Below are 22,012 nucleotides of genomic sequence, written 5' to 3' on the forward strand. Positions count from 1 at the left end.
CCAGGCTCGACCGGCACACCGCCGATCACCCAGAAGAATCCTCCGTCGCGCTGGCAGCATGATCAACCCCCGAAGGACTTACGAACTCGACCACTAAGCTTGGAGCTCCGTGCGCTCACTTCGCGTCCTTCAGGTTGAGAGGGTTGGGTGTACGTGTTGTTGTCCGGCGCAGCCGGTGTCCGGCATTCACAGTTGGCAGACGGTGATGGACATCGGTTGCGCCGGAAGCTTGGACCGGCGAACAGGATGGTGACGCTCGTTCAGGGGAAGAGGGCCTGGATGCCGACGACGGCGGCGCCGCGGGCCCACTCCTCCCAGGGGAGCGGACGCAGGGTCAGCGGGCATTTCGCCGCTGCTTTGAAACAGTGCGCTTCGTAGGCGTCCCTGATGTGCATTCCGAAAAGGTCGTAGGTGTCGAGCCCCTCGCCTGTGACGACGACACGCTCGGGACCTACGAGGTTCACAAGGGTGGCGATGCCGACGCCGATGGCGTGGCCCGCCCTCGCGAAGACGCCCTGTGCGGCGGAGTCTCCACCACGGGCGAGCTGAACGGCGCCGTCGAAGTCCAGGTCCGGGTCGTCGGTGGCGCAGCGGATGGCGGCGAGGACGGCGTCGCTGGAGGCGATGGCCTCGACGCAGCCGACCTGGCCGCAGTGGCACCGTGGCCCGGCCGGGTCGATGCTGATGTGCCCCATCTCTCCGGCGACGCCGTACGCGCCGGCGACCAGCTCACCGTTGATGACGATCCCGGAACCGATCCCCGCTCCGATGGTGACCAGCGCGAAGTACTCGGTACCGATGCCCTCGCCGAACCAGTGCTCGGCGGCGGTGATGGCCTTGACGTCGTTCTCCACGGTGACGGTCAGGCCGGTCGCCGCGGCAACGGTCTCGGCCAGCGGCACGTCGCGCCAACTGGGAAGCACAGAGTAGCGGACACGTCCGCAGGGACGGTCCACGTCGCCGGAGACCGCGATGCCCAGGTGCCGGGTGCGGGCCCGGTACTCGGGTTTCACGTCAAGAAGTTCGGAGACGAGGTCGGCCAGGAGCGCACACACGGCGGCCGGGTCGCGGTCGCCCAGTGGCCGGCTGGCGGTGGTGCGCATCCGGGCCCGCAGGTCGCAGACCGCGCCGTAGAGGGTGTCGGCACTGATCTTCACACCGACGACGAACTCCCGGTCGGGAGTGACGGCCAGCGGGTTCACGGGGCGTCCGGCCCCTGGAGCGGTGCGCTCCGGGGGAAGTTCGTGCAGGTAGCCGTCCTCGATGAGTGGTCGCGCGGCCTTGGTCACAGCGGTCGAGGACAGACCTGTCCGGCGGGCCAGCTCCACCCGACTGAGCGGGCTTTCGGCCAACAGCAGGGCGAGGATGGCGGTTTCGGCCGGTGCCGTCACCAGTGGTCGCGAGTGGTTTGGAAACACGGCGGCAACCTACGATAAATAAATAACTTCGTCCAGTATTGATTTTCTCGTTCGAGCAGCCCTACGCTCTGGCCCAACTCCGGCCACTTCAAACGTCATTCGGCGTTTCCGTTTGCCCGGGTCCTCACCGACGCTCGACACCCCTCGGGACCTCCTGTGCCTCCCACTCCCTCATCCGTTTCCTTCGACCCCACACGCGGGCTGGTGGTCCTGCGGACCCCGAACAGCGTCTACGCCGTGCGCATCGGCGCGGACGGCAGCCCCCGGCATCTGCACTGGGGGGAAACGCTCGACACCGACGCCCTCTGTGGACTGCCCGCAGCCGCCTCACCTGCCGCGAGCAGCTTCGAGACAGACCCCACCCCGGACGAATTGGCCCCGCAGACCGGTGCTCGGTTCGGGCCGGCCGGCCTCCAGGTGCGGTTCGCCGACGGCACCCGGGGTGCCCAGTGGTCCTTCACCGGCCACACGGTCCGGTACGGAGAACTCCGTCTGCAACTGACCGACCGCCGCTACCCGTTGGCCGCCGAACTGGGCTACCGCGTCCGCCCCGGCAGTGACGTCATCGAGCGCTGGGTGGAACTCACCCACACCGGAGCCGACGACTCGGGTCCCATCACCGTCGACCGGCTGGACTCGGCCTCCTGGACGCTACCGGCACTGCCCGACTACCGGCTCAGCCACCTCGTGGGCGGCTGGAACAGCGAGTTCCAGCTACAGCGCGACCGGCTCCCGGTCGCCGAGACCGTGCTCACCAGCCGCCGCGGCGTCACCAGCCACCACGCCAACCCCTGGCTCGCCCTCGACGACGGCACCGCCGACGAGGAAAACGGCGAGGTCTGGAGCACCGCCCTGGCCTGGAGCGGAAGCTGGCGCATCACCGTGCACCGCGACCCGGTCGGCCGGACCGCCTGGACCGGCGGCTTCGGCCACGAAGGACTCAGCTGGACGATCCGGCCCGGCCAGAGCCTGCACACACCCGTCTTCGCCGGCCTCTACACCCCCGACGGTTTCGGCGCCGCCAGCCGCGCCTGGCACACCCACATCCGCACAAGCGTCCTGCCCGCCCCCGACCAGGACCGGCCCGTCGTCTACAACTCGTGGGAAGCCACCGGCTTCGACGTCGGCCAGCCCGGCCAGCTGCACCTGGCCCGGCTGGCCGCACGTCTGGGCGCCGAACTCTTCGTCCTCGACGACGGATGGTTCGGCGGCCGTACCAGCGACCGGGCGGGCCTCGGCGACTGGACACCCCGGCCCGAGGCATTCCCCGACGGGCTGCGCCCACTGGCCGACGAAGTGCACCGCCTGGGCATGGCGTTCGGGCTGTGGGTGGAGCCGGAAATGGTCAACCGCGACAGCGACCTCTACCGTGCCCATCCCGACTGGGTCATCCACGCGGCGACTCGAGACGCGACCGAACTGCGCAACCAGCTCATGCTGAACTTCGCCCGCCCTGACGTCGAGGCCTGGGCCCATCGGACCCTGGACCAGCTGGTGCGCGACCACGACGTCGACTGGTTCAAGTGGGATGCCAACCGGGTCGTCACCGAAGCCGGATGGGCCGGCCATCCGGACCCCGACCGGCTGTGGATCGACCACACCCGCGCCGTATACCGGATCATGGACCGCCTCCGTGCCGACCACCCCGGCCTTCGCATCGAGGCCTGCGCGGGCGGCGGCGGACGGGCCGACCTCGGCGTCCTCGCCCGCACCGACCAGGCCTGGACTTCCGACAACACCGATCCCGTCGACCGGATCAGCATCCAGCACGGCTTCAGCCAGCTCTTCCCCGCTCAGGCCATGGCGGCCTGGGTGACCGACAACCCCAACGTCACCACCGGCCGCACCACCCCTCTCCGGTTCCGTTTCCATGTCGCCATGGCCGGAGCGCTCGGCCTCGGCGGGGATCTCACCGCCTGGTCCGAGGAGGAGCTCGACGAGGCCACCGCGCTCGTCAGCCGCTACAAGCAGATCCGCCCCCTGGTCCAGCACGGCCGCCAGTACCGCCTCCACGGCCCCGACGGAGTGACAGCCGTGCATTATGCGGCCCAGGACGACACCGAACACGCCGTCCTCGCCTGGCGCCCCGCAACCCGCTTCGGCCACCAGGCCCCTGGGCTCGCCCTGCCGGCCCTGGACGCCACGGCCCACTACCTCGACATCGACGAGGGCATCACCCACAGCGGCGCCGTCCTGACCCGCCGGGGCATCGACCTGCGGCTACCCGCCGGCGACTACGCCAGCCGCCTGATCCGGCTGCGCCGCACCGTCTGACCCCCGCCCCCCTTCTCTGCCCGACCCACGAAGGAACCGAGAACATGCCCACACCCCGCGTCCTGGTCGTCGGAATCGACGGCGTCCGCCTCGATCTGCTGCCGATGCTGGAAACGCCCAACCTCGACGAACTCGCGAACGCCGGCTTCCTCGCGCCCGTCCACATCGATGACGACACACCGACCATGTCGGGCCCCTGCTGGACCACGATCGTCACCGGTGTCGGCGTGGCCAAGCACGGAGTCTGGGGCAACAACTTCACCGGGAACCGGCTTGGGGTGTTCCCCGACTTCACCACGCGGCTGGCCGCCGAGCAGGGACTTCGGACCTTCGCGGCCGGCGGTTGGGAACCCCTGTTCCTGGCCCGGCAGGGCGGCCCCGTCTTCGCGGCCCCGAGCAGGCTCGCCTACATCGCCCCGCGCGAGGACACCCCGCAGGGCTGGGAGGAATGCGACCAGAGCGTGACCGACGAAGCCGCAAGAGTTCTCAGCTCCGGCGAAGACCTCGACGCCTCCTTCGTCTACCTCGGCGCTGTCGACGAGACCGCCCACTTCCTCGCCTGCGGAGCCGAGTACCGAAGCGCGATCGAGACCGCCGACCGGCAACTCGGACAGCTTCTCACCGCCGTACGTAAACGTCCCGACGCCCGGTCCGAGGAGTGGACCATCATCGTGGTGACCGACCACGGCCACCGCGACGAAGGCGGCCACGGCGGTCGCAGCACTTTGGAGCGCACCGCCTGGATCGCTGCGAACGGCCCCTGCATCGCCTCCGCCACCCCACCGGACAGCCTCCGCCACGCCGATGTCGCCGCCCACGTCTACGCCGCCCTGGGTATCACGCCCGACCTGCACTGGACGCTCGACGGACGGCCCTTCCACTCCCTCACGCCGCAGACCGCCTGACGCCGGCAGGAAACCGCTGGCCGGCGGAAACCGCCGGCCGGCGCCCCCAAGGCGCGGCAGCCAACCACAAGGACGCCCCACTCGCGTCCCACAGAGAGACCCCCTCCGTGGATACCACGTCCCTCGATTCCATCGACTTGGCCGCCTTCGACCCCGGCCAGTGGGAAGACGGCGCGAACACCCTCGATGTGGGCAACACACGAATCAGCCTGCGTACCCTCGCCGACAGCGCCACCCTGACCCTGTCGCACGACGACGCTGCCGGAACCGAGGCTCTTGTCACGGCAACGGCGGACGGCACCGTGACTCTGCGCCTGGACGGCCCACTGGGCGACGCCGTGGGCTTCTGGCACCCCGACGCCGGCTGGGAGCGCACCCTGCCCGCCGACTGGTCGGCATGGCGCGGCCTGTCACTCGTACGATCCGCACCCGTCGGCTGCCTCCATGACACCGCCGGTCGCAGTCTGCTCGCTCTCGCCACCAACCGCACCGTCCAGGAGACCTGGATCCGCTTCGGTGTTTCCGAGGAGCGCAAGCGCTTCGGCGTGTGGCTGCGCCTCTCCCTCGCCGCCGGGCAGACCTGCCGAGTCCGCATCTCCGCGCCGGGCACCGCCATGGCTGCCGCCCTCCGTCGGCTCCGCCAGTGGCTCGCCGGCCTGCCCGGCGGAGAGCCGCTGCCCGTTCCAGACTTCGCCCGGACGCCCGTCTACTCGACCTGGTACACCTTCACCCAGGACGTGACCGCGGCCGAGGTCGAGGAGGAGGCCGCCCTCGCCGCCGCCCTCGGCTGCGGCCAGCTGTTCCTGGACGACGGGTGGCAACTGCACGGCAACGGCCGCGGCTACGCGGGCTGCGGCGACTGGCAGCCGGACCCCGTCAAGTTCCCCGACTTCCGCGCCCACATCAGTACCGTTCGCCGTACCGGACTGCACTACACCGCCTGGATCGCCCCGCTCCTCCTGGGAGAACACTCCTCCGCCTACCCAGCCTGGGCAGCGTACGCGCCACACCACGTCCCGCACCTCGACTGCCACATCCTCGACCCCCGCCACACCGAAGTGCGCGCACACATCGCAGACACCTGCCGCACCCTGGTCGACACGTACCGACTCGACGGCCTGAAGATCGACTTCCTCGACGAGGCCATGGCCTACGCCGCAGTCCCCGCACCCGACCAGCCTGCCCCCGGTTACATTCCGGACATCGGAGAGGCGATGGCCGCGCTGCTCGCCGATATCCGCGACGCCCTGCGGGCCCTGCGCGGTGACCAGTTCGTCATCGAGCTGCGCCAGCCCTACACCGGGCCGGCCATGACCGCACTCTTGCAACGCACTGCGCGCCACCGACTGCCCGGCCGATCCCGTCGCCAACCGCATCCGGACGCTGGACATCGCGCTGCTCGCACCCGGCGAGCAGTCCACTCCGACATGTTGATGTGGGATCCGCAGGCATCACCGGAAAACCTGGCCCGCCACTTCCACGGGGCCCTGCACTCCGTGCCGCAGATCTCCGTTGGGTGCAGATCTTGTGAGGGTGCTTCGTTGGGGTGATTCGCAGGGGTTCGGGATGTGCCGGTGTGGGGCGGTCTCTACCGTCGGCGAGGTGAGTCGGCCGTGGGTGCGGGCACCGAGTAGGCAGGGTGGTGTGGTGCCGTCGTTGATGGCCGCGTTGGATGCCAGAGAGAGTGAATGCCGGGCCAGGGTCGCGGAGTTGCGCAAGCAGATCGCAGAGCTTTCCGAAGCGGTGTCCCAGGCGGAAGCCGAACTGTCCCGGTTGCAGATCAGGCGGGAGACGGTGAAGCAGGTGCTGGCCGATGGTCCGGTGGCCACACGTGATGTCTCCGTGCCGGCGGCGTCCGGGCCGGTCGATGTTGCCGCGGCGCTGCTGGCCGCCGAGGCCGCAGGCGATGTGACGGTGATGTCGCCGGACTACCAGCGGATCACCGCGCTGTTCGCGATGTCGGGGTCGGCGTGGCGGTGCAAGGACGTGTGCGTGGAGCTGGGGCTTCAGACCGAGGCCCGTCACGTGGAGGGCATGCGCTCGAAGCTGAAGCGCCTGGTGGAGCGGGGGATCCTGGCCGAGACCGCGCCGGGGCTGTTCAGGGTGGACGGACGGGAGTTGGGCTGGTGAGCGCCGCCCTGGAGACCGGCGGTCTAGCGGTGGCCGAGACCGCGTTCGCCGCCTCCCGCGGCCTGTTCGAGCAGGTCGCCACGGATCTGACGTCGCCGGACGCCGCCGCGTTGACGCATGAGGAGCTGTGCTCCGCACAGGGCGCAGTTCCATCCCTGTGTGGCTTTGTCCATGAGAACGGGTTCTGGCTCGCTTTCCGTGATGCGCGCGCTGCGTAACATCTGACGCTCAGATTGGGCGCCGGAAGTTGCCTGAAAAGGACCAGGGCCAATCTTGGCGTGGTTGACAGTGCGGCGTCATGGAAGAGACGTTGCCCCGTCTGGAGGGGCTGTTGTTGCCGTCCATCACGGACGTGTCAGTGCTGTCGCTGGACGTGAGCCATGAGGCGATACGTATTGAGGCCTGCAGTACGGCGGCCGGGGCGGCGTGCCCGGACTGTGGAAGCGAGTCCAGCCGAGTACATAGCTCTTACCTGCGGTTTCCTGCAGACGTGCCGAGTGGGGGACGTCAGGTACTTCTCCATCTACGCGTCCGAAGGTTCTTCTGTCCGCAGCCTTCGTGCGAACGGCTGACGTTTGCCGAGCAGATGTCCGGACTGACCAGGAGGCACAGCAGGTGGACCGAGCGGTTGCGTTCGACTCTCGCCGCAGTCGGTCTCGCCCTCGTCGGCCGGGCCGGTGCCCGGATGGCAGAGGCCTTCGGGGTGTCCATCAGTCGCAGCGCGGTGTTGCGGCTGCTCGACGCCTTGCCCGAACCGGAAGTCCCGGCCCCAAGGGTGGTCGGTGTCGATGAGTACGCGACACGCACAGGACGGGTCTACGGCACGGTGCTGGTCGATGTGGAGACCCGTCGCCCGGTGGATTTGTTGCCTGACCGGCAGGCGTCCAGCCTGGCTGCATGGTTGGCGAAGCGACCTGGGATCGAGGTCGTCTGCCGTGACCGCGCGCTGTTCTTCGCGGAGGGCGCCTCGGCCGGGGCACCCCAGGCTGTCCAGGTCGCAGACAGGTGGCATTTGTGGAACAACCTTGGCGAGGCCGCTGACCGGGCTGTCGCCCACCACCGCCAGTGCCTGCGCGTCCTGGTCCCAGATCGGGAGGAGAAGGCTGAGGAACCGATGCCGCCCGAAGAGAATGCGAACTTTCCATGGCGGAGCGACCGGTTCGCCAACCGCATCCGCGCCAGGCATGCCACCGTCCATGCGCTGCTGGAAGCTGGCCACAGCCGCCGCTCCATCGGGCGTCAGCTCCACATGACCCACCGCACCGTCAAGAGCGTCGCCGACGCTGCCAAGCCGGAGGACCTCTTTCACGGTCAGTGGCAGCACAACAGGACCTCCGTCCTCGACGAGTACAAGCCCTACCTGGACAAGCGTTAGGACGAGGGCTGCACCAACGCCTGGCAGCTCCGGGAGGAGATCGTTCCCTTGGGTTACCGAGGCAGCTACGGCCGGGTCAGCGCCTACCTGCGGGAGAAGCGCACCTCACCGCGGCCGGTCACCGCACAGCCGCCGGCACCCCGCGTGGTGACGAGGTGGATTCTCAGCCGACCCGAGACGCTGACCGAGAGCGAACAGCTCCGGCTCAAGGCCGTCCTGGCCAACTGCCCTGAACTCGACGCCCTGACCGGCCACGTCCGGTCCTTCGCCCAGATGCTCACCGAGCGCCAAGGCGAACGGCTCCCACAATGGCTCGACGCCGTCCGCCAGGACGACCTGCCCAGCCTCCACACTCTCGCCGCAGGCACCGACCGAGACCGCGACGCGGTCATCGCCGGACTCACCCTGCCCTGGAGCTCCGGCGTCGTCGAAGGACATGTCAACAGGATCAAGATGCTCAAGCGCGCCAGATGTTCGGACATGCCGGCTTCGCTCTCTTACGCAAGCGAGTCCTGTTGGCGCACTGATCGATGTCAGATGCGCGCTGTAACTTCCTCACATGGGTGTGTACCTGGTGAGCGTCGGCGCGGAGGAATGGTTCGGTGAGGAGGAAGATGGATGGGGCGAAGTTGCTTCAGCGCTCAACGCTGAACTCAGGCGGCGGGGCCTGCCGCCCTACGAGGACGTACCCCCGGAGACGGACTTCGCCGCTGGCTCAGGGCAAGCCTTCGAGGAGAAGCTGACCCCTTCCATGACCGGGTTCCTCGCCTTGTGCGAGACGCACCTGTCGCAAGAGGAGTCAGAGGTCCTTTGCGGCTGGACCGTACTCGTACCCTTCTCGCTCGATGAGGAGATCTGGTTGCCCATCGACTCCGGCTACCACGAGTCCGAGTCGACCATGGTTGTCGGTGCTCCCCAGGTGCTACCGCTCGCGGAGAAGCTGGCGGCAGCCATCGAATTGCCGCCCGAAACCCCGGCGACATGCGACAACCTCGACGTGAGCATGTGGTTCAGGGAGCAAGCAAAGGAACTGGCCACTACTCGAACAGGACTGTGGGTGACGGACCTGGACGCAGCCTTCTACGTCTCACTGTTCCTGCGCGCTGCCCAGCACTCGATCCGGCGTGGCTGCCCCATCGTCTGCACCTGAGACCCATCTTCGGTCCCGCTGGTCTCCCAGCGGATATCACTCACCGTGCACGCGTCACGGAAAGCGAGCCAGAACCTGAGAAGGTTCTGGCACAACTTCTGTGATGACGGCCGGCCGATCGCTGCATCGGCTCGGTAAGTGAGCGGAAACAGCAGGTCAGCAGGTTGACCCGGCGCGAGCACGAGTACAGGCGGTGCGGCATCACGGAAGGGCGTTGACCCCGGATTTTGGACACCGGAGAGACTTGACCATCGCCGTCCGGCTGGCACACAAACTGGCCCGCCACTATCCGGATGGGCAGCATTTCGTGTCGCTGGACGGATCCGCGTCGTCCTCCACGGCCAGTGTGTCCAGCGCGCTCGGGGTACTGCTGAGGCAGAAGGGCGTTCCCGACGACGAGATCCCGTCCTCCGAGGAGGGGCGCCTGGCACAGTGGCGAACCCTCACCGCGAGGCAGAAGCTGCTCGTCGTGCTGGACGACGCGTGCAGCATCGCGCAAGTGGAGCCGCTCATCCCGCCTTCGCACGACAGCGCGTGCGTCATCACCTCCCGCATCATCCTCAGCGGAATCGACGGGGCCCATCACATCTCGCTCGGGCTGCCGGACGAGAACGAGTGTCTGAAGATGCTCAGCTCCATGGTCGATCAGCACTTCGACGACAGGCAGACGCAGGATGCCCTGGGCGCTGATCCAGATGTGCGCCAACCTGCCGCTGGCGCTCCGCCTGGCAGCGGCGCGGATATCGACACGCGACTTCCTGGATCTGCGCGAGCTCAGCAATCGCCTCTCTTCCTCGGCCTCCGTCTTCGGCGAACTGGAAGTGCCCGGGCGCAGTCTGGTCGGTCGGCTCATGACCTCGTTCACCTGCCTGGAGGAGTTCGATCACGACCGCTATCTGCGGCTCTCGCTCCTGCCCTGCCCCGAGATGGACGAGACCTCGGTCGCGGCCTCGCTCGGCGCATCGGCCGACTGGGCCCGGCGCGCGTGCCGGCGCTTCGCCGACCGGGCGCTGCTGCAACGGACGCGGTCGGGCACGTACCAGATGCACCCGCTGCTGTTGCACGCCGCGCATCTGGAAGTACAGAAGAGCATCCCCTACGAGGAGCAACGCCGCATCGCCCGCGCCGCGTTACACCACTACAAGGCGTCGTACGGGCTGGTGGGAGCCAGCCGCATCAGTCCCTCGCCTAGCGCCGACGGCCATGTGGTGCTGCGGACCCTCACCCGGTCCGCCGAGCTGGCGGCACGCCTGGGCCTCCAGGAGGACTTCGTCGATCTGTGCGTCGCGTGGGAGGGGCTGATCTCCCGGCTGCTGGACACCCAGCAGCAGGAGGCGGTGTGGAATCTCGCGCTCGACGCCTCGCGACAGCACCCGAACGGGTCGGTACGAGCGCATCTGAAGAAGGTCGTCCGAGGCCGTGAGCCGGCCAGGCCGTCCGGTCCCAGGCCGTATCCGTATCTGGATGTGAGCTGACGATGGACCGCATTCTTCCGTATCCGCCTGCCGACGAGGCGCTGTTGTCGCCCGGTTCGTACGGCTCCGCCGCGCGTGAGGAATCCGCCGGGACGACGGAAGTCGTCGTGGGCGGCGGTGGACTGCTGGGGAGGCACATCCTCGGCGTGCTCGGCCGGCGTCGGGTCCGACGGGTGTCCGTACAGTGGGGCGACCATGCCCAGGCGTGCCGACTGCTCTACGCGCTCGGAAGGGACCTGGCAGGGCAGCCGGCCGGTGCCCGTCGCGCACGAGCCCGTGGCGGCGGGTCCGAACGCCGATCTCTCGGTCACCTCGCAGGTGTGGACGGACCTGGCGTCTTCCCCGTTCCTGAACATCGAGGAAGGAATGCGGGCCGTCCGTTCCGATCTCAGGTACCGGCTCGGTCTGAACTGACCGGCTCCGGCGCCCGCTCGCCGGACAGGGGCACCCCGGCGTCGAGACGGCCGACCACCTGGCGGGCCGCTTCGGCGAGTTCGGACGGGCCTTCGACGGTGAAGCGGCAGTTGAAGGTGACGAGGAAGCCGATGAGCGCCGACCAGGACCACGCCCCCATCCGAATCCGGGTGATCCGCTCGTCGATCGCTTCGAAGCTCGCCGCACCCGGAGCCCACTTCGCCACCAGCGTCGCGGGGCACTCCATCAGGACGGTGCCCCAGCACGGCCAGGTGTCCGCGGTGTCCCCCCGGTCGGGCTGGCTCTGAACGAAGCGGGTGATGTCCGCCTCCGGCACTTCCCGCCGGCCGAACCGCCAAGCGGTGGAGGTCAGTTGCCCGATGCGGTCAAGCCGGTAGGTGCGCCAGGAATTCCTGCGTTGGTCGTAGGCCACCAGATACCAGCGCCCGGACCAGACGACGAGCCGATGGGGTTCGGCCAGGACCTCGTCATCCTCCTCCGGGTCGCGGTCGATGGACCGGTAGGCGAACCGCACCAGCTCACGCTGCTGCGCGGCAGCGCTCAGCTGCGCCAGCAGCGCCGGATCGACCTGCGGCGGGGCCAGCTCCCAGGCGTTCTCTATCTGCTCGATCGAGAAGGTCGCCAGCCTGCGGGCCAGGTGCGGAGGCAGGAGCTCCTTGATGGAGTTCAGCGCCCGCTTCGTGGCGTCCCCCATGCCGGTCACCGAGGCCGGAGCCGTCTGCAGGGCCAGCGCGATGGCGATGGCCTGCTCGTCGTCGACTATCAGCGGGGGCAGCCGCGCTCCGCGGGACAAGCGGTAGAAACCGGAGGGGCCCTTGCGCGCCGTCACGGGATAGCCCAGTTCGCGCAGTCGGTTGATATCGCGCCGGACCGTCCGCGGGGACACCCCCAGCCGCTCGGCCAGACCGTCGCCGGTCCACTCCTTCTGGGCCTGAAGCAGGCTGAGCAGTTCCAGCGTTCGGTTGGCGATCACGGATTGCCCTCCAGATTGATGTCAGTAGAGGTCAAAATACGTCCTCTTCTTCTGGCAGGGTGCCACTGGCTCGGAGGCGGGACGCCTCCCCGACACCCTCAGTACCTCGCCCTCGGCGACCGAACCGGGTGCACCCCCATCGAACAGAACGGAGGAACGCTGTGTCCGAGAATCCGGCTCGGCCCTCACCCACCAACCGGGACGCCTGGTTGGGCCTGGTCGCCATTTCCCTCGGTGTCTCGCTGGTGGTCGTGGACTTCACCATCGTCAATGTGGTGATGCCGCCGATCATCGACGACTTGGAGATCTCGGCCTTCGGTGCCCAGTGGATCCAGGAGTCCTACGCGATCATCCTCGCCGCCCTGCTGCTGGTGATGGGCCGCTTCTCGGACATCCTGGGAGCGCGCAGGCTGTTCATGATCGGGACCGTGATCTTCGGGCTGGCCAGCATCGCCGCGGCGGTGTCGCCCACCGGGGAGCTACTGATCGCCAGCCGGTTCGCGCAGGGTGTCGGTGGCGCGATCATCATGCCGACGTCACTGGCGCTGCTCAATCTGACCTTCCGGGGTCCGGACCGCGGCAAGGCGTTCGCCATCTGGGGCTCGACGATCGGGGCGGCCGCCGCGGTCGGACCGCTGCTGGGCGGCTGGCTCGCCGACTACTCCTGGCGGTGGGCCTTCGGCATCAACATCGCGGTCGTCGCGCTGATCCTCGTCGGCGTCATGAAGTTCCTCCAGCCCTCCCCCCGCCAGCCGGGACGGATCGACGCCGTCGGCGCGGTGCTGTCGGTGCTGGGCCTCGGACTTCTCGCGTTCGCGCTGATCGAGGGACGCAACTACGGGTGGTGGGAGCCGCGCAAGGACTTCGGTCCCTTCGGGGACGGCACGGGCCTGTCGGTCATCCCGGTCGCCCTGGTCGTCGCGGTGGCGTGTCTCGCCCTCTTCCTGTTCCTCCAGGTGCGGCTCACCCGGGGCAGCGGCACGGCGCCGCTGATGGACACCTCACTGTTCGGCATCAAGTCCTTCAGCACGGGCAACATCGCGACACTCATCATCGCCCTGGCCGAGTTCGGCATGCTCGCCGTGCTGCCACTGTGGCTCCAGTACGCCCTGGACTACTCCCCGGTCCAGACCGGGCTGCTGGTCTTCGTCGTCGCGGTCGGCAGCTTCTTCGCGAGCGGTGCGAGCTTCGGCATGGCCGAGAAGACCGGGCCGGTCGGCCTGGTCCGGATCGGTCTGGTCCTGGAGGCCGCCGGCCTGCTGATGTTCGGCCTGCTGGCCGACAGCGACTCCCGGTGGTGGGTCATCGCCATCGCCCTGTTCCTGTACGGCATGGGGGTCGGCTTCGCCACCGCCCAGGTCACCAACGTGGTCCTGGCGGACGTGCCGCCGCGGCAGGCCGGCCAGGGCTAGGGAATCCAGAGCGCCGCGCGCCAGCTCGGCTCCGCACTCGGTATCGCGGTCCTGACCTCGACGTTCTTCACGGCACTGGCATCCGACCTGTCGGACCGGCTCGTCAAGCAGGGAACGCCCGAGGCCGACGCCGACCAGCTGTCCTCAGCGGTCTCCGACAGCGCCGGCGCAATGATCTCCGGGCTGGGCGACAACCCGCAGACGGCGTCCGCCGCCGACGCCGCCCGCGACGCCATGTCCCACGCGATCCAGATCAACGGCTACACCTGTGCCGCGCTGCTCGCCCTCGGCATGCTGGCGACCTTCCTCATCCCCCGGCCCAAGCAGGGCGCCCAGCAGTGGGGAGAGGGCAACGCCGCCGAAGCGGCACCGGACACCGGGATCAACACCGGTCGGACCCAAGCCTCCTAGGGCCTGTCCGACCCTGATCCGCCGGACACGGCCCGGAGGCAGTCAACCGAATGACGGCGGTACTCGGCCCACGCCGCACCGTCCGTCTGGCTACACCCCCGCAGAGTGCTGCAGGACGGGTGCCCATGCCCTGTCTCACAGCACTCTGCGTCGTTCGGGCACCGCTTCCCAGGACCATCCCATGGGGATACCTAGCGCCGCCTCTGCATCGGCAACAGAGTGTGACGAGCACGGACTCCCCCTGCAGCGGTGCCCCACCTCTCACATGGCCAACAGCCGAAGGGACATCATGACCATGGCAAATACACAATCGCTGCCCCCGTCGCCGGCACCTGTCAGCCTGCAGCTTCTCGACCTCCTCATGGGGAGTTGGCGTGCCGGTGTCGTCAGCACCTTCGCGGAACTCGGGGTGGCCGACGCCCTGACGCCCGGGGCTCTGGGATCTTCCCAGCTGGCGGTTCGGCTCGGGCTCGAGCGCGACACCGCGGACCGGTTCTTCCGCGCCGCCGCAGCAGTCGGCCTGCTGCGCCGGACCGGCCAGGACACACTGCAGCTGACCGCTCTGGGCCGCGCCCTGACCACCGACGACGCCGACTCCATGCGCAATTTCGCACGGTGGGCGGGCTCCACCGCCGAACGGGCGACCTGGGCACACCTGCCCACCGCGGTGCGCACGGGGCGCTCGCCCTTCGCCGCGATGCACGGTTCGGGCGTCTGGGAGTTCATGGAGTCCAATCCCGACACCGCGGCCATCTTCAACTCCGCGATGACCGAGCTCTCCAAGAGGGTCATCCGTCCCGTGGTCGAGGCGTTCGACTTCTCCCGGTTCGGGAGCGTCACCGATGTCGGTGGCGGGCGAGGGGCGCTTCTGTCCGCCGTGCTGCAGAAGCACTCCGGTATCTCCGGCGTCCTCTTCGACCAGCCGGACGTGGTCTCGCGGGCGTGGCCCGAGCTGTCGGACGCGGGGGTCTCGGACCGCGTGACGGTGAAGGCCGGCTCCTTCTTCGACAGCGTGCCGCCCGGGAGCGACCTGTACGTGGTCTCCAACGTGTTCCACGACTGGGACGACGCTCGGTCCCGCCACATTCTCAAGAACATCGCGTCGGCCATGCGCGAAGGGGCGCATCTCGCCGTCGTCGAGGCCGTGGCTGGTCTGGACGACACGGCGGACCGGGCGATCTCGCTCATGGACATGGACATGCTCGTCCTCTGCGAGGGCAAGCAGCGCACCGTGCAGGAGTTCCGGTCCCTGATGTCCGAGGTCGGTATCGAGCTGGTCGGAGTCGCCCGGGCCGGCCTGCAGTCCGTCATCGAAGGAAAGAAAATCTCATAGGAGGACGCATGCCGATCATCGAGCCGGAGAACGGCTCCCTGACCGTGTTCAACCTGTTCAACACCACGGACTCGGAGAAGCAGAAGACTCTCCTGGACGCCATGCGGGGCATCATCGCCAACGCGAACTACCCGGGCTGGCGGTCGTCCACCCTGCACGCCGGAGTGGCGCGTCCCTGCGCGGCCAACTACATCCAGTGGCGGTCGATCGACGATCTCAAGGAGCGGTACGACGGCGAGAACTTCAAGCACAACACGGTTCCCTACTTCACCGATCTCACCACGTCGGTGCACCTGCTGAAGACCGAAGTGGTGTCCGTCCAGACGAAGGACGGCGGCTCCCTGACGGAAATCGGCCCGGACCGCGACGACTTCACCGTCATCGTCCTGATGGGATGCGATCCCAAGCACCAGAGCGAGCTCGTGTCCATGTTCGAGAAGCCGGACTCCTGGATGCGGCAGGTGCCGGGTTACCGCTCGCACAGTATTCTCCGGGCGCTCGACGGCGACATGGTCGTCAACTACGCGCAATGGGACGACGCCGCCTCCTACGAGGCGTTCCACACCATGCCGGAGGAGCAGCGTCCCACGCACGACCGGCAGATGCGCGCACGCGGCAAGTCCCTGCTGACCTCGCGGGAGTCCAATACCTACGAGGCCGTCTTCTCCCAGTCCCGCCAGGGCGACGCGTCGTGACGGCGCCGATGACTCCGCTCACGGTGGGCCCCGAGGATCCCCGGTACATCGAGCTCTCGCACTCGGACAACCACCGGTTCACCGTCGAACCCGCACAGTTCGTGCTTCCCGTCACGCCGGACGAGACCGTCGCCGCTCTGCGCGGGGCTGTCTCGGACGGGCGTGGCGTCGCCTGCCGGTCCGGTGGCCACTGCGGCCAGGACTTCGTGGGTACGCCGCGCCGTGACCTCGTCCTGGACCTCCACAACCTCAACGGGGTCGGCCTGTCCGAGGACGGACTCGGGGTGCGGATCGGTGCGGGTGCGACGGTCGACCAGGCCCAGAAGGCCCTGTACCGCCGGTGGAACACGGTCCTGCCCCTGGGGGCCTGCTCCGCGGTGGGCATGGGAGGGCTGGTCGCGGGCGGCGGCTACGGTCCGCTGTCGCGGCGGCTGGGGCTGGTGGTGGACCATCTGCGCGCCGTGGAGGTCGCCGTCGTGGACGAATCCCGGCAGGTGCGTCTGGTGACGGCGCGCGCCGACGACACCGGCGACCTCGGCGAGCTCTTCTGGGCCCACACCGGCGGTGGCGGCGGCAACTTCGGCATCGTCACCGCCTACGAGTTCCACAGCCCGGAGCACCTGGCCGACGGGCCGGTCGGCCTGCCCCGCGCCTCCGGCCGGCTGCACGTCCAGAAGATCATGTACCCCTGGGCGGCCCTGGATGAGCAGGCGTTCATCACCCTGCTGCGGCGCTTCTTCGAGTGGCACGAGCGCCACAGCGCGCCGGGAACGCCCGATTCGTCGCTGTTCGCCACCCTCTTCGTCCAGCACCGCAGCTCGGGGTTCCTGCAGCTGATGGTCCAGCAGGACGCCGACGTGGACCCCGAGGGCAGGATTCTGCGGGAGTTCGTCGCGTCGTTGACCGAGGGGACGGGCGCGGTGGGCATCCCCCCGAGGGGGCGTCATGAGCTGGCTGACCGGCACCCGTTACATGAGCCAGGCCGACTGCGGCGACGTCATGGGGGCCCGGTCGGCCTCCAAGTCCGCGTACCACCGCACGACGCCCACCGACGACCAGTTCGCCGTGCTCCACCGGCACCTGAACTCCGACCACCCCGGCCAGGCCTCGTACGTCATGCTCAACAGCTACGGGGGAGAGATCAACCGGCGGGACCCGTCCGACACGGTCGCCGCTCAGCGGGACTCCATGACAGAGGTGCCGAGATCGTCGGCCTCGACGATCCCGGGCAGCGATCCGCCCTCCCGCAGGGGCGTGACGTAGCGGGTCGCTGTGACTTCGGTGAGCATTTTCCCAGGCTATCCGCCCGGCTGAGCCGCGGAGCCCAGGCACTCGATTGGCCCTGTGCTCCCTGGCGGATGACGCCTGGGCCGACTCGACGCCCCTATGGCACGCGGCAGAAAGAGCTCCATGGCTCACGCTGTGGTGATCACGACGTGAACCAGGATCGGACCGGTCGAGCCGGGTGGTGCGGTGGCTGTCGCTCCGATTCCCTCCTGGACCTTGCTCGGGCGGCGGAGGTCAGCAGCTGTGCGCGGCGTTCGCGGGAGACGCTGTCGGCGAAGAGCTCGTCGAGCGCGTGCAAGAGCCGCTCGGGGATGTGGAGTTCGCCTTCGTACGGGGCGTGGAGCTGCGGTCCGTCCCACGGGGCGATGAACCGGGCGGCTTCGGCCCGGGGATTCAGGTCGGGTCGGACCAGTCCCTGGGTCTGCAGTGAGTGGAGTTCATCGGTGAGCACGTCGAGGACGCGGGCGTAGCGGTGCGCGAAGTGGGGATGTGCGGGGTGCCCGGGGTCGATGGCCTCGCACAGCGGGGCGGAGTAGAGCCGTACGCGGTCGGGGACCGTCTCGTTGTACACGGCTCTGCGGTAGGCGTTGACGACCTTGTCGTGCGCAGCGTCAGTTCCTCGACCCGGGCCTGGTACTCGTCACCCGCGTGCGCGATGACCAGTCGCAGGTCCAGGGACCTGAGGAACTCCTCGCTGGAGCCGACGTGTTCCTGCTCGGCTCGTTGGCGCCGGAAGCCGGCCTGGTACATGGCACGACGGTTCGCCGCGTCCTGGGTGACATGGGCGGGGCTGAACTCCGGCAGCCCCGTCAGCTCCGCGGCGCGCTCGGCCTCGTAGGTCCGTACGGCGGCCGGCTCGTGGGCCACGCGGACGCCCTGCACAAGATGTCCACTGCTGTCCGAGGTCGTCGAAAGGACGACGCATGAAGCGGAGGCCGGCACCGCCGCGGGGCGGCCTTCAGCGGATGGCCGAGCGGCCACAACACCGGGTCAGCGCGTCACCACCCGCAGCCTGCCGTGCCGGACGCCGGCAGACTGCGGGCCGGGGGTCCGCGTCCGTCAGCTCGCCCCGGTGCTGTCCCTGGCCTTCAGGATGCTGTCCTCGCCGTCCGGAGGCTCGGTGGGGACGGTGGCGGGCTGCAGCCAATTCAGGGCCGGACCGGTCAGTGCGGTAGTGACCAGGGCCATCATCACCAGCATGGTGAACACCTCGGCCCCGATGACATGCATGTCGTAGCCGATGTTCAGGACGATCAGCTCGGTGAGCCCGCGGCAGTTCATCAGAACACCGATGACGGCGGCCGACCGGGTGTCCTCGCCCACCGCACGGGCCGCGAGGGCGGCGCCGCCCCACTTCCCCGCGACGGCGATCAGCAGGATGGCGGCAGCCCACAGCCACTCGGACGCGTCGTGCAACCCGCCCAGGTCGGTGCGCAGCCCCGTCTGTACGAAGAACAGCGGAAGGAGCAGCGGAACCGCCACCGCGCGAAGCTGGCCGGCCGCGCGCTCGATGGCAGGCGTGCCACGTGGCATCACGCTGCCCAGCAAGAACGCCCCGAAGACGGTGTGCACCCCGATCCGCTGGGTGGCCAGGCCGGCCAGGCACACCGCGCTGAACAGCGCAGCGACCACGGCGGTCTCGTGCCGGGTGGTCCCGGTACCCCACCGCTCGTGGCGGGCCCAGCGGAGAAGCAGCGGCCGTACCCCGAACACGAGGGCGGCCGCGAAACCGGCGGTGAGCGCCGCTGTGTTCACGGCGTCCATCGAGGAGGTACCGGCGGCCAGCGTGACCACGAGGGCCAGCAGGCACCAGGCCATCACATCGCAGATGGCGGCGCAGGACATGGCCAGTGCCCCCACCCGGGTGCCGAACAGCCCTCGCTCGGCGAGGATCCTGGCCAGCACGGGAAAGGCCGTGATGCTCATGGACACGGCGATGAACAGAACGAACGGGAGTCGGCCGACACCGTCCGGAGCCTGGGAACCGTACATCGCGAGGCCCAGACCGGCGCCGAGGAGCAGCGGCAGGGCGATGGACGCCTGGCCGATGGCCAGGGCTGTCCCCCGGTGACCGCGCAGCAGGCCGAGGTCGAGCTCCAGGCCGATGAGGAACATGAACACGAGCAGCCCGATCTGGCCGAGCACGTCGGTGAACGGCAGGACCGACGGGGGCAGCAGCCAGTGCTCCGCAGCGGGCCAGAGCCGGCCGAGGAGAGTGGGGCCGAGCATGATGCCCACACACATCTCGCCCACCACGGGCGGCTGGCCGAGCCGCCTCATCAGCGCACCGCCCGCACGGCAGGCGAGGATCACCGCCGGCACGGCGATCAGCACCATGGGCAACGGGTCAGTGGCCGCCACGAGCGCCGCCTTCTCTCTCGGCCGCGGCTGCGCTTCCGGGCACCGTCGACGCCACCGCCGACCAGGCCGCGTACCGGCGCAGCCCGTACAGCAGCGGTTCGGGGGTCGGGTCGATCGCGATGACGCGGATCACCTCGCCCAGGACCGCGGTGTGGTCACCGACCTCGATGGTGCGGCTGACCCGGCAGTCCGCGACGGTGTGGGCGGCGTCCACCAGATGGGGCCCCGAGGCGCCCAGCGGCAGCCGCCACTCTGCGCGCTCGAACCGGTCGGGGGCGCCGGAGGAGAACAGATCGGAGGTGCCCCGGCCTCGTTCGTGCAGCAGGTTCAGCGCGAACCGGCCGGTCTCCCGGACGGCCTGGCACGTGCGGCTCGCGGTGCGCAGACAGGCCACGATGGTCGGCGGGGACAGTGCGACGCTCGCCAACGAGGAGCAGGTCATGCCGTGCGGGTGGCCCTCCGCGTCCAGGGCCGCGATGACACTGACCCCGCTCGGGAAGGACGCCATCAGTGGGCGTATGTCAGGTTCGTCTGCGGCGGTACATGCCGGGGCGGACAGCGGATTCTGCATGGTCGCTCCCTTGGAATGACTCCGGAAAGAAACGCGGCCCGCCGCCGGCGAGGCGAACGGGCCGCAGGTGGGGTGTGGGGCTCAGGCCTTGCCGTGAAGCTGGCGCAGGTAGTCATAGGTGCTGGGCAGCGTGTCCAGCAGGTCCCGCTGCTGGCGCTTGACCCGCTCGAACAGCGGCTGCGCCCCGGCGACGGACTCCGGCTTGTACGACAGCGCCGGCAGCGGGCTGTCCGGGACGAGGCCGAGACCGGCAAAGATGCAGTAATAGCTTCCGTTGGTCCAGAAATTCCGGAACTCTGCCTCGAAGTTGCCGTAATAGGTGGACTCGTCGGTGACCGGCGAGTTGATCGGCAGACCGGCGCGGTAGGCGGCGATCTTCTCCCGGATGTTCTCGGGCAGCACCAGCTCCTTGTTGGCACGCCAGAACGGCGTGTCATTGCGCGGCGCGTAGTAGAAGTGCGCCTGGATGAAGTCGCGAGTGTCGTCGAACATCGTCTCGATCTCGCGATTGAAACGGCTGACGAGCGTCTCGTTGAAGCTGCGGTCGGGGAAGTGCTTGGCGAGCTGATAGATCGCCGCGGTGATGAAGTAGATGCCGCTCGACTCCAGCGGCTCCACGAAACAGGAGGACAGACCGATGCTGACGACGTTCTTGACCCAGGCACGGCGATTCCGGCCGACGCGGAACCGGATGTGGTTGAACGGCTGGTTCTCCGGGTCCAGGCCCCACATCTCGCTGAACTCGCGAGTGGCCTCGTCCTGGTCGGCGAACTTGCTGGAGTAGACGTAGCCGGTGCCGAAGCGGCCCAGCATCGGAATCTTCCAGGACCAGCCGGACGACATCGCGATCGCGGAGGTGTACGGCTCGACGCCGTTGGCCTCGTCGTCGTGCGGGATGTTCGTCGCCACCGCCGAGTCGCACAGCAGGTGGTCGCTCATGTCGATGAACGGCTCCGCCATGGCCTTGTTGATCAGCAGGCCGCGGAAGCCCGAGCAGTCGACGAACAGATCGGCGTCCAGGACCATGCCCGACTTGGTGTGCAGGGCGGTTACGAAGCCCCGCTCGTCCTGCTCCACCCGGGTCATCTCGTCCTCGGCGTGCCGCACGCCCTGCTTCTCGGTGGCGAACCGGCGCAGGAACTTCGCGACGAGGGCAGCGTCGAAGTGCCATGCATAGCGGGTGGCGTGACGACCGTCGAGCCAGCGCGGGGACAGCTTGGCGTCCATCACCGGGGGCTCTCGGAAGCAGGCGTAGTCGAACGGCTCGTCGGTCAGGCCCTCGTGCTTGTTCTTGTACCAGTAGTGCGACAGAGGCGTGTGGTCGTAGTCGGGGAGCAGACCGAACGGGTGGTAGAAGTGGTCCGGGCCTCCCTGCGGCAGCTGCCGCGCCCCGGCCTCGCCCTGGCCCTCGGTGCGCCAGTTCACGAAGCGCACGGCCGTCTTGAAACTGGCGTTGCACTCGCGCATCCACTCGTCCTCGTTGATGCCGAGGAAGTCGAAGAGCACGCGCTGCAGGTTGGGGACGGTGGCCTCTCCGACGCCGATGCGTGGAATGGTGGGGGCCTCGAGAACCGTGATCTCCACGGTGTTCTGCAGGGCCTTGCCAAGGTAGGCGGCGGTCATCCAACCCGCCGTACCTCCACCAAGGATGACGACTTTCTTGATACGGCTGTCTGCACCGGTCATGAGCGGCTTTCTCCTCCGGACGGAAGCGATGGCGGACGGAATCGGTCACAGCGGTGCGGAGGCCGGATCAGGCCAGCGGGGCAACCGATGCCAGACACGGTCGCCAACCCAGCTATGCCGC

At 68.7% G+C, this 22,012-nt stretch carries 21 protein-coding genes and 1 pseudogene; 16 read left to right on the forward strand and 6 right to left on the reverse strand.

The window, feature by feature from the left end:
• Positions 1 to 260: 260 nt before the first annotated feature.
• Positions 261 to 1,418, reverse strand: a complete 1,158-nt coding sequence (locus tag ACFV8T_RS40850; RefSeq protein ID WP_385337703.1) for an ROK family protein — start codon at positions 1,416 to 1,418, stop codon at positions 261 to 263.
• Between the two features lie 204 nt (positions 1,419 to 1,622).
• On the opposite strand from ACFV8T_RS40850, the gene ACFV8T_RS40855 reads away from it, so the two are divergent.
• The 10 genes from ACFV8T_RS40855 to ACFV8T_RS40900 all read left to right on the forward strand — a co-directional run bounded on the left by ACFV8T_RS40855 (position 1,623) and on the right by ACFV8T_RS40900 (position 11,141).
• Positions 1,623 to 3,692, forward strand: coding sequence for an alpha-galactosidase (locus ACFV8T_RS40855; protein WP_385337706.1), 2,070 nt, complete (start codon positions 1,623 to 1,625; stop codon positions 3,690 to 3,692).
• A 44-nt stretch (positions 3,693 to 3,736) separates the two neighbouring features.
• Positions 3,737 to 4,597, forward strand: coding sequence for an alkaline phosphatase family protein (locus tag ACFV8T_RS40860; protein ID WP_385337708.1), 861 nt, complete (start codon positions 3,737 to 3,739; stop codon positions 4,595 to 4,597).
• A gap of 107 nt (positions 4,598 to 4,704) precedes the next feature.
• Positions 4,705 to 6,147, forward strand: a complete 1,443-nt coding sequence (locus ACFV8T_RS40865) for an alpha-galactosidase (protein ID WP_385337710.1) — start codon at positions 4,705 to 4,707, stop codon at positions 6,145 to 6,147.
• A 94-nt stretch (positions 6,148 to 6,241) separates the two neighbouring features.
• Positions 6,242 to 6,727 (forward strand): hypothetical protein, encoded by a 486-nt coding sequence (locus ACFV8T_RS40870; RefSeq protein ID WP_385337713.1) that lies wholly within the window; start codon positions 6,242 to 6,244, stop codon positions 6,725 to 6,727.
• The gene (locus ACFV8T_RS40875) at positions 6,724 to 6,945 is read left to right on the forward strand and encodes a hypothetical protein (protein ID WP_385337715.1); all 222 of its coding nucleotides are present in this window, start codon (positions 6,724 to 6,726) and stop codon (positions 6,943 to 6,945) included. The genes ACFV8T_RS40870 and ACFV8T_RS40875 overlap by 4 nt, the downstream gene beginning before the upstream one ends.
• A gap of 80 nt (positions 6,946 to 7,025) precedes the next feature.
• Positions 7,026 to 8,102 (forward strand): ISL3 family transposase, encoded by a 1,077-nt coding sequence (locus ACFV8T_RS40880; protein ID WP_385337718.1) that lies wholly within the window; start codon positions 7,026 to 7,028, stop codon positions 8,100 to 8,102.
• 147 nt (positions 8,103 to 8,249) lie between these two features.
• Positions 8,250 to 8,708 carry a transposase gene (locus ACFV8T_RS40885; RefSeq protein WP_385337787.1) on the forward strand — a complete coding sequence of 153 codons (459 nt, stop codon included), beginning with the start codon at positions 8,250 to 8,252 and terminating at the stop codon, positions 8,706 to 8,708.
• Positions 8,662 to 9,252, forward strand: coding sequence for a hypothetical protein (locus ACFV8T_RS40890; RefSeq protein ID WP_385337720.1), 591 nt, complete (start codon positions 8,662 to 8,664; stop codon positions 9,250 to 9,252). Before ACFV8T_RS40885 ends, ACFV8T_RS40890 begins: the two co-directional genes overlap by 47 nt.
• 674 nt (positions 9,253 to 9,926) lie before the next feature.
• Positions 9,927 to 10,727, forward strand: a complete 801-nt coding sequence (locus ACFV8T_RS40895) for a hypothetical protein (RefSeq protein WP_385337723.1) — start codon at positions 9,927 to 9,929, stop codon at positions 10,725 to 10,727.
• A 195-nt stretch (positions 10,728 to 10,922) separates the two neighbouring features.
• Entirely contained in the window at positions 10,923 to 11,141 is a 219-nt protein-coding gene (locus ACFV8T_RS40900; RefSeq protein WP_385337726.1) for a hypothetical protein, read from the forward strand.
• Here ACFV8T_RS40900 and ACFV8T_RS40905 read toward each other — a convergent pair.
• Complete coding sequence (locus ACFV8T_RS40905) at positions 11,116 to 12,135, reverse strand: helix-turn-helix transcriptional regulator (RefSeq protein ID WP_385337729.1); 1,020 nt, start codon at positions 12,133 to 12,135, stop codon at positions 11,116 to 11,118. The two genes, ACFV8T_RS40900 and ACFV8T_RS40905, sit on opposite strands and share 26 nt — an antisense overlap.
• Before the next feature lie 161 nt (positions 12,136 to 12,296).
• On the opposite strand from ACFV8T_RS40905, the gene ACFV8T_RS40910 reads away from it, so the two are divergent.
• From ACFV8T_RS40910 to ACFV8T_RS40935, 6 genes and pseudogenes are all read left to right on the forward strand, one after another.
• Positions 12,297 to 13,547, forward strand: a complete 1,251-nt coding sequence (locus ACFV8T_RS40910; RefSeq protein ID WP_385337731.1) for a DHA2 family efflux MFS transporter permease subunit — start codon at positions 12,297 to 12,299, stop codon at positions 13,545 to 13,547.
• 171 nt (positions 13,548 to 13,718) lie between these two features.
• Positions 13,719 to 13,958, forward strand: coding sequence for a hypothetical protein (locus ACFV8T_RS40915; protein WP_385337734.1), 240 nt, complete (start codon positions 13,719 to 13,721; stop codon positions 13,956 to 13,958).
• Positions 13,959 to 14,253: 295 nt separating this feature from the next.
• A complete protein-coding gene (locus tag ACFV8T_RS40920; protein WP_385337737.1) occupies positions 14,254 to 15,291 on the forward strand; it encodes a methyltransferase in 1,038 nt (345 codons plus the stop codon).
• An 8-nt stretch (positions 15,292 to 15,299) separates the two neighbouring features.
• Positions 15,300 to 15,986, forward strand: coding sequence for an antibiotic biosynthesis monooxygenase family protein (locus ACFV8T_RS40925; protein ID WP_358942607.1), 687 nt, complete (start codon positions 15,300 to 15,302; stop codon positions 15,984 to 15,986).
• An 8-nt stretch (positions 15,987 to 15,994) separates the two neighbouring features.
• A pseudogene (locus tag ACFV8T_RS40930) lies at positions 15,995 to 16,402 on the forward strand (FAD-binding protein); the annotation flags it as partial.
• 529 nt (positions 16,403 to 16,931) lie between these two features.
• On the forward strand, positions 16,932 to 17,249 hold the full coding sequence (locus ACFV8T_RS40935; RefSeq protein WP_385337790.1) for a hypothetical protein: 318 nt from the start codon (positions 16,932 to 16,934) through the stop codon (positions 17,247 to 17,249).
• A gap of 166 nt (positions 17,250 to 17,415) precedes the next feature.
• On the opposite strand, the gene ACFV8T_RS40940 is transcribed toward ACFV8T_RS40935, so the two are convergent.
• The 4 genes from ACFV8T_RS40940 to ACFV8T_RS40955 form a co-directional block, all read right to left on the reverse strand.
• A complete protein-coding gene (locus ACFV8T_RS40940; protein ID WP_385337740.1) occupies positions 17,416 to 17,844 on the reverse strand; it encodes a hypothetical protein in 429 nt (142 codons plus the stop codon).
• Positions 17,845 to 18,332: 488 nt separating this feature from the next.
• Positions 18,333 to 19,634, reverse strand: coding sequence for a cation:proton antiporter (locus ACFV8T_RS40945; RefSeq protein ID WP_385337743.1), 1,302 nt, complete (start codon positions 19,632 to 19,634; stop codon positions 18,333 to 18,335).
• Positions 19,621 to 20,205: a flavin reductase family protein gene (locus ACFV8T_RS40950; protein WP_385337746.1), complete on the reverse strand. Its 585-nt coding sequence runs from the start codon at positions 20,203 to 20,205 to the stop codon at positions 19,621 to 19,623. The genes ACFV8T_RS40945 and ACFV8T_RS40950 overlap by 14 nt, the downstream gene beginning before the upstream one ends.
• A gap of 81 nt (positions 20,206 to 20,286) precedes the next feature.
• Positions 20,287 to 21,891, reverse strand: coding sequence for a tryptophan halogenase family protein (locus ACFV8T_RS40955; RefSeq protein WP_385337749.1), 1,605 nt, complete (start codon positions 21,889 to 21,891; stop codon positions 20,287 to 20,289).
• Positions 21,892 to 22,012: the final 121 nt, after the last annotated feature.

Source organism: Streptomyces sp. NPDC059832 (assembly GCF_042731715.1).
Lineage (GTDB): Bacteria > Actinomycetota > Actinomycetes > Streptomycetales > Streptomycetaceae > Streptomyces.

Bases quoted from the DNA above. Each gene is read 5' to 3' on its own strand.
- ACFV8T_RS40860 (WP_385337708.1), top strand. From the start codon at position 3,737: ATGCCCACACCCCGCGTCCTGGTCGTCGGAATCGACGGCGTCCGCCTC.
- ACFV8T_RS40880 (WP_385337718.1), top strand. From the start codon at position 7,026: ATGGAAGAGACGTTGCCCCGTCTGGAGGGGCTGTTGTTGCCGTCCATC.
- ACFV8T_RS40890 (WP_385337720.1), top strand. From the start codon at position 8,662: ATGGGTGTGTACCTGGTGAGCGTCGGCGCGGAGGAATGGTTCGGTGAG.
- ACFV8T_RS40895 (WP_385337723.1), top strand. From the start codon at position 9,927: ATGCCCTGGGCGCTGATCCAGATGTGCGCCAACCTGCCGCTGGCGCTC.
- ACFV8T_RS40900 (WP_385337726.1), top strand. From the start codon at position 10,923: ATGCCCAGGCGTGCCGACTGCTCTACGCGCTCGGAAGGGACCTGGCAG.
- ACFV8T_RS40915 (WP_385337734.1), top strand. From the start codon at position 13,719: ATGATCTCCGGGCTGGGCGACAACCCGCAGACGGCGTCCGCCGCCGAC.
- ACFV8T_RS40920 (WP_385337737.1), top strand. From the start codon at position 14,254: ATGGCAAATACACAATCGCTGCCCCCGTCGCCGGCACCTGTCAGCCTG.
- ACFV8T_RS40925 (WP_358942607.1), top strand. From the start codon at position 15,300: ATGCCGATCATCGAGCCGGAGAACGGCTCCCTGACCGTGTTCAACCTG.
- ACFV8T_RS40935 (WP_385337790.1), top strand. From the start codon at position 16,932: ATGAGCTGGCTGACCGGCACCCGTTACATGAGCCAGGCCGACTGCGGC.
- ACFV8T_RS40950 (WP_385337746.1), bottom strand. From the start codon at position 20,205: ATGCAGAATCCGCTGTCCGCCCCGGCATGTACCGCCGCAGACGAACCT.
- ACFV8T_RS40955 (WP_385337749.1), bottom strand. From the start codon at position 21,891: ATGACCGGTGCAGACAGCCGTATCAAGAAAGTCGTCATCCTTGGTGGA.